The organism is Glutamicibacter sp. AOP12-B1-11 (assembly GCF_052379245.1).
Lineage (GTDB): Bacteria > Actinomycetota > Actinomycetes > Actinomycetales > Micrococcaceae > Glutamicibacter.
Genome location: NZ_JBQSYL010000064.1, coordinates 1 through 4613, shown reverse-complemented (window position 1 = coordinate 4613; position 4613 = coordinate 1). Strand labels below are relative to the sequence as shown.

General features: G+C 53.7%; 4 protein-coding genes. 2 read left to right on the top strand and 2 right to left on the bottom strand.

Translation table 11 applies throughout. The features are described from left to right. The coding region (locus ACT3UQ_RS19520; protein WP_444637799.1) for a hypothetical protein at window positions 1-187 on the top strand (187 nt) is incomplete at its 5' end. A gap of 56 nt (window positions 188-243) precedes the next feature. Here ACT3UQ_RS19520 and ACT3UQ_RS19515 read toward each other — a convergent pair. Further along, window positions 244-741, bottom strand: a complete 498-nt coding sequence (locus tag ACT3UQ_RS19515; protein WP_444637797.1) for a hypothetical protein — start codon at window positions 739-741, stop codon at window positions 244-246. A 78-nt stretch (window positions 742-819) separates the two neighbouring features. Then, on the bottom strand, window positions 820-1815 hold the full coding sequence (locus ACT3UQ_RS19510; protein ID WP_444637796.1) for a P63C domain-containing protein: 996 nt from the start codon (window positions 1813-1815) through the stop codon (window positions 820-822). Between the two features lie 1245 nt (window positions 1816-3060). Between ACT3UQ_RS19510 and tyrS the strand changes: the two genes are divergently transcribed. Further along, window positions 3061-4380, top strand: coding sequence for a tyrosine--tRNA ligase (tyrS, locus tag ACT3UQ_RS19505; protein WP_444637794.1), 1320 nt, complete (start codon window positions 3061-3063; stop codon window positions 4378-4380). Window positions 4381-4613 lie beyond the last annotated feature (233 nt).

The window sequence follows — 4613 nt, the reverse complement described above, 5'->3', positions numbered from 1 at the left end:
CGGGCACTACAAGGGCGCGATTGACGGCCTTATGTACGGACAGACCTTGACCGCGTGGGCGGATTACTTGAGCTACGACGGCAACCCCTATGGCGTAGCGTTCTATGCCGCCTGGAGCTACCCGCCGTCCGACAAGAGCGCTACCCTTGGGCGCGCCTGGCAGAGTTACCTAAACTACCGACGCTAAAAAGATTGCCCGGCAGAATCAGAAATGATTTTGCCGGGCGTTTTTTGCGTTTAACGTTAGGCGCACACCGTCGCCTGATTGCCACGTTTCACATTAGGGAAGCACTCAGACGAATGCTTTTTATCCGCAGTTGAAACCGTCACAGATTCCAGGTCTTTTGCTTCCCATTGGATCATGTCAACGATTCGTAAACTTAGGCTTTTGGTGTCGCCCAATTTCCAGTTGTCGCCTTTTATGACCACCGACAATTCGCCGGGGCGTGGCGAACTCCACTCAGAGATTTCGCGATCTGGCGACCCCTCAAAGAATCCCTTGAAGCTTGCAGCGCCATTGGTTTTTAGGTACATGTCGATCATTTCGTCCGCCCATGCTTGGCGTGGCGATTTTGCCTTACTTTCGGCGGCGCTTGGCTTGACCGTTGCGCTTGGCGTGGCGCTTGGCGATGCGCTGGCCGCGCTTGTGGCGCTTGGCGTGGCGTCGGTGGACTGATTGCCCGCAGTACACCCGGCAAGGGCGAGAGCGGCGATTAGGGCGAGCGGGGCTAGTTTCTTCACAGCGGTTTCCTCCAAAAGATTTTTATACGAGTCTAACGGGGCGGAGCGACGGCTTGCTAGAGAGTTTCTTTGCGGTAGCTAGTCGTCGGTATTTACGAATAGCGGGAGCTTAGCTTGCGCAGGAGGGTAAGCTTCGTCGAATAGCGCTTCGAACCGTTCTTTAGTTGGGGATATGCGCATGAGCGTTGTGACAATAGCAATCTGTCTATCAAGGGCAGTAAGCCCGGTCCCCTCTTTGAGGTATTGATGGTGGCGATGCACCCTATTGCCTTTTTCATTCTTGGGATTCAAGCGTTGAAGCTCTTCACGAACGCCGGGGGCAAGCTGGTCATACACGTACTTGTTGACGAGTTTCCCAACATAGGGGGTTCGCTTCGACTGCCCAGGTCTATATTCCCACCCGTTGAGTCGGTAGATGTGGCCGAAGAACTCGTCGGGAAACTTCTTCATCCAGGGCCGAAGCTCGGCTTGGACAAATTCTTCAAGTATCGCTTGAAGTTCTTCGCGTGCCCTAACTTCTTGGTATCCGGTAGCTTCGTCAACAAGCGCTGTGATGCCGACGCGAGCAAGGCCACGCATGATGATACTTGCCGCCTTTGCGGAACCTCTCTGGCTAGCAAGAAGGGTTCCGTCTTCGTTGGCCAACATATAGATTTCGCACACATCGGGCAGGATCGTGGCGTTGTAGCCATAAGCGATCACTCCATTTTGAGTTCTGTAACGAATCGCTTGCCATTTGGATTTCAGGCCTTCATCGGCATATGCCTGTAAATTCTTTGCTGACAAGAAGGGCGGTATATCCGAGGCGGCGCTGCCCGTCCCACCCTTGGCTTTTGGCGCTCTATCTAGCGCGGTGAGGAAGGTTTCCTGATTTATTAATCGCGTGCCATCTTCGAGGACTGCGCACGAGATGATTCGATTGCCTATCTGAATTTCACCGCTGTGAGTGGCATCTTCAATGTGAATACCCCACCTTTTAGCAGCGGCATTTCGGGCGATTTCTGATCGAGCTTCTTTGGACAAGGATTGTGCCCTTGCTTTGCCACCAGCACTGGAATCTAATTTTTCACTCAATTTACTCACCTGTTCGTCTACCCGACTTTCCCCTGCGATTTAGGGGATTTATGGTAATTTCAGTCATGTTCGTCGACTGATGCATGCAGCTTGTAAGCATTACTTTACTTCATTGCATGCCGATTGCAAGCATGTTCACTTTGAATCTCACGCTCAGTCAATAAAGCTCCAAAACCTAGGGGAAATTATCGGAACCGATCCCAAGCTATGTGGCATGACATAGCCCCGAAGTGAAAGCTAGCCCCGAAACCAATCTATTCACCCGCCAGCACTAGGGGTTATTGAAGGGTTCCGCTAGTATAAATCCACCCTTTGGGGACGCGGATTTATCGCCTGACTGGAGGTTGCAAAGCGCGGCTTATAGCCATCATTGACTCTAGCTAACCGGGGCGGCAGCACGACCCATTTCAATGACTACCTAAATTCCGTGCAGATGATCCATGTTCTTCAAATTCCGAGAAACTATTTACATCAAAAGGCGTCACCCCTACTATGGGCATAGGTTTCACGCGGAGCAATCGTTTCCTTGGGGAGAGCGAATGTTCATGGGGTGACGGATGGGGTTCCGTTGCCCGGCGGTAAACTCGCAGTCAGTCCTCGCCAAAGATCAATTTGGTGAGGGCTGACAACATTAAATCGCCCGCATCCCACTTGCGAGAATTCTGACGGGCTTCTACTACTGTGTCAATCTGAATTGAACCCTGCGGCGGCCAACATTACCCCTCCTGTGAGCGCTACGATAGCGCCAGATATGAGCAGGATCGAACCTGATTCGATCCACAGGTAACCCAAATACCCGCCACCCATAGCCGTGAGTATTCCAAGGCAAGCAAAGCTTGTGTTCGCTGAGTTGCTATCTTTCATTCCAACCTCAAAAACAAGTGATGTGGGATGGATCATATCAGTGATGCGCATATGCGGATAGCAGAGTCGAATCGAATGGAGATGCCTACGCCTGGCACGAGAGAGACGACGCGAAAATCACCTACCGACCCGACCCCTGGCTAATACTTGGACAAGAAAAGCATGGGGGCTAGGGGAGTAGTCAAACTTAAGTTTTGGCACTCTTGGCTATATCCTGAGAATACGCATAAAGCGGGTAATCCCGACTGGGCGTGATTGGTTCGAGTTATGCATGTGGCTACAGCGATGGCTACACTTGATAACTTTCAGATGTCTAACAATTTGAGCCGATGCCACGTATCATAAGGGCAATAAGAAGACAGAATATTGGCTAAAGGTAGCATGTCTGAATTAAAGCAAAATCCCGTCATTGCGGGACAGAGTAATGATCCCTCCTTCGAGAATATCTGGCAGGAACTGAAGTGGCGCGGGCTGGTGCACGTGTCCACCGATGAGGCCGAGCTAGAACGCGTGCTGTCCGAAGAGAGCATCACTTACTATTGCGGGTTCGATCCGACCGCACCTTCCCTTCACTTGGGCAACCTCGTGCAATTGCTGAATATGCGCCGCCTGCAGTTGGCCGGGCACAAGCCGCTGGCCCTGGTCGGCGGGTCCACCGGCCTGATCGGCGACCCGCGGCAGACCGCCGAGCGCACCTTGAACACCAGAGAAACCGTCACCGAGTGGGTTACCCGCTTGCAGGGGCAGGTGTCCCGCTTCCTTTCTGCCGAAGGGGAGAACGCGGTCCGCTTGGTCAACAACCTGGACTGGACCCAGCAGCTCTCCGCCTTGGACTTCCTGCGCGACGTGGGCAAGTACTTCCGTGTTGGCACGATGATCAAGAAGGAAATCGTTTCCGCCCGGCTGAACTCCGAGGAGGGCATCAGCTACACCGAGTTCTCCTACCAGGTGCTGCAGGGCTACGACTTCCTTGAGCTGAACCGTCAGTACGGTTGCACCCTGCAGACCGGTGGCTCGGATCAGTGGGGAAACCTCACCAGTGGAACCGACCTGATCCGCAAGGTTGAGGGCAAGTCGGCTCACGCCTACGGCACCCCGCTGATTACCAATTCCGATGGCACCAAGTTCGGCAAGTCCGAAGGAAACGCGATCTGGCTGGACGCGGAGATGTGCAGCCCGTACACCCTCTACCAGTTCTGGCTGAATACCGCCGACGCGGATGTGATCAACCGTTTGAAGGTCTTCACCTTCCTGACCCGCCAGCAGATCGAGGCCCTCGCGATCGAGGTCGCCGAGCGTCCGTTTAAACGCCAGGCCCAGCGCGAGCTCGCATGGCTTGTCACCTCGCTGGTTCACGGTGAAGAGGCCACCAACAAGGTCATCGCGGCTTCGGCAGCGGTCTTCGGCAATGGTGATCTGAGCGAGATTGATCTGCTAACTCTGGAATCGGTGCTCGCCGAGTTGCCGTCGGCGAAGGTTACAGCCGATGAGCTCGGTATTCTGAACGTGCTGCACGCTTCGGGTTTGAGCGAAAGCCAGTCTGCGGCTCGTCGTACCGTGAACGAAGGTGGCGCCTACGTGAATAACGAGAAGGTCGCCGGTATCGATACGGTGCTAACCGCAGAGAACTTCCTGCATGGCCGCTACGCCATCGTGCGCCGCGGCAAGAAGAACATGGCAGTCGTGGAGCTTTCGGCCTAGGTAAGTAGCCAGCTTCAATCAGCGACAAACACGAAACCGCCAGAAATGTCTGTGAACCACGACACTTTTCTGGCGGTTTTGTTGTACCCTTATCACTAAACCACTAGTCAGCCGGTGTTTAGAGACGATTTATTGGATAGTTCGCCGATTTGCGCGATACGTAGAAGCCCCGTATAGTTTTTCTCTGTTGCCGGAACGGAAACAACGTGGAATACACGTAGAATTCATCCGGC

Coding starts and splice junctions, on each gene's coding strand:
- tyrS (WP_444637794.1), top strand. CDS start 3,061: ATGTCTGAATTAAAGCAAAATCCCGTCATTGCGGGACAGAGTAATGAT.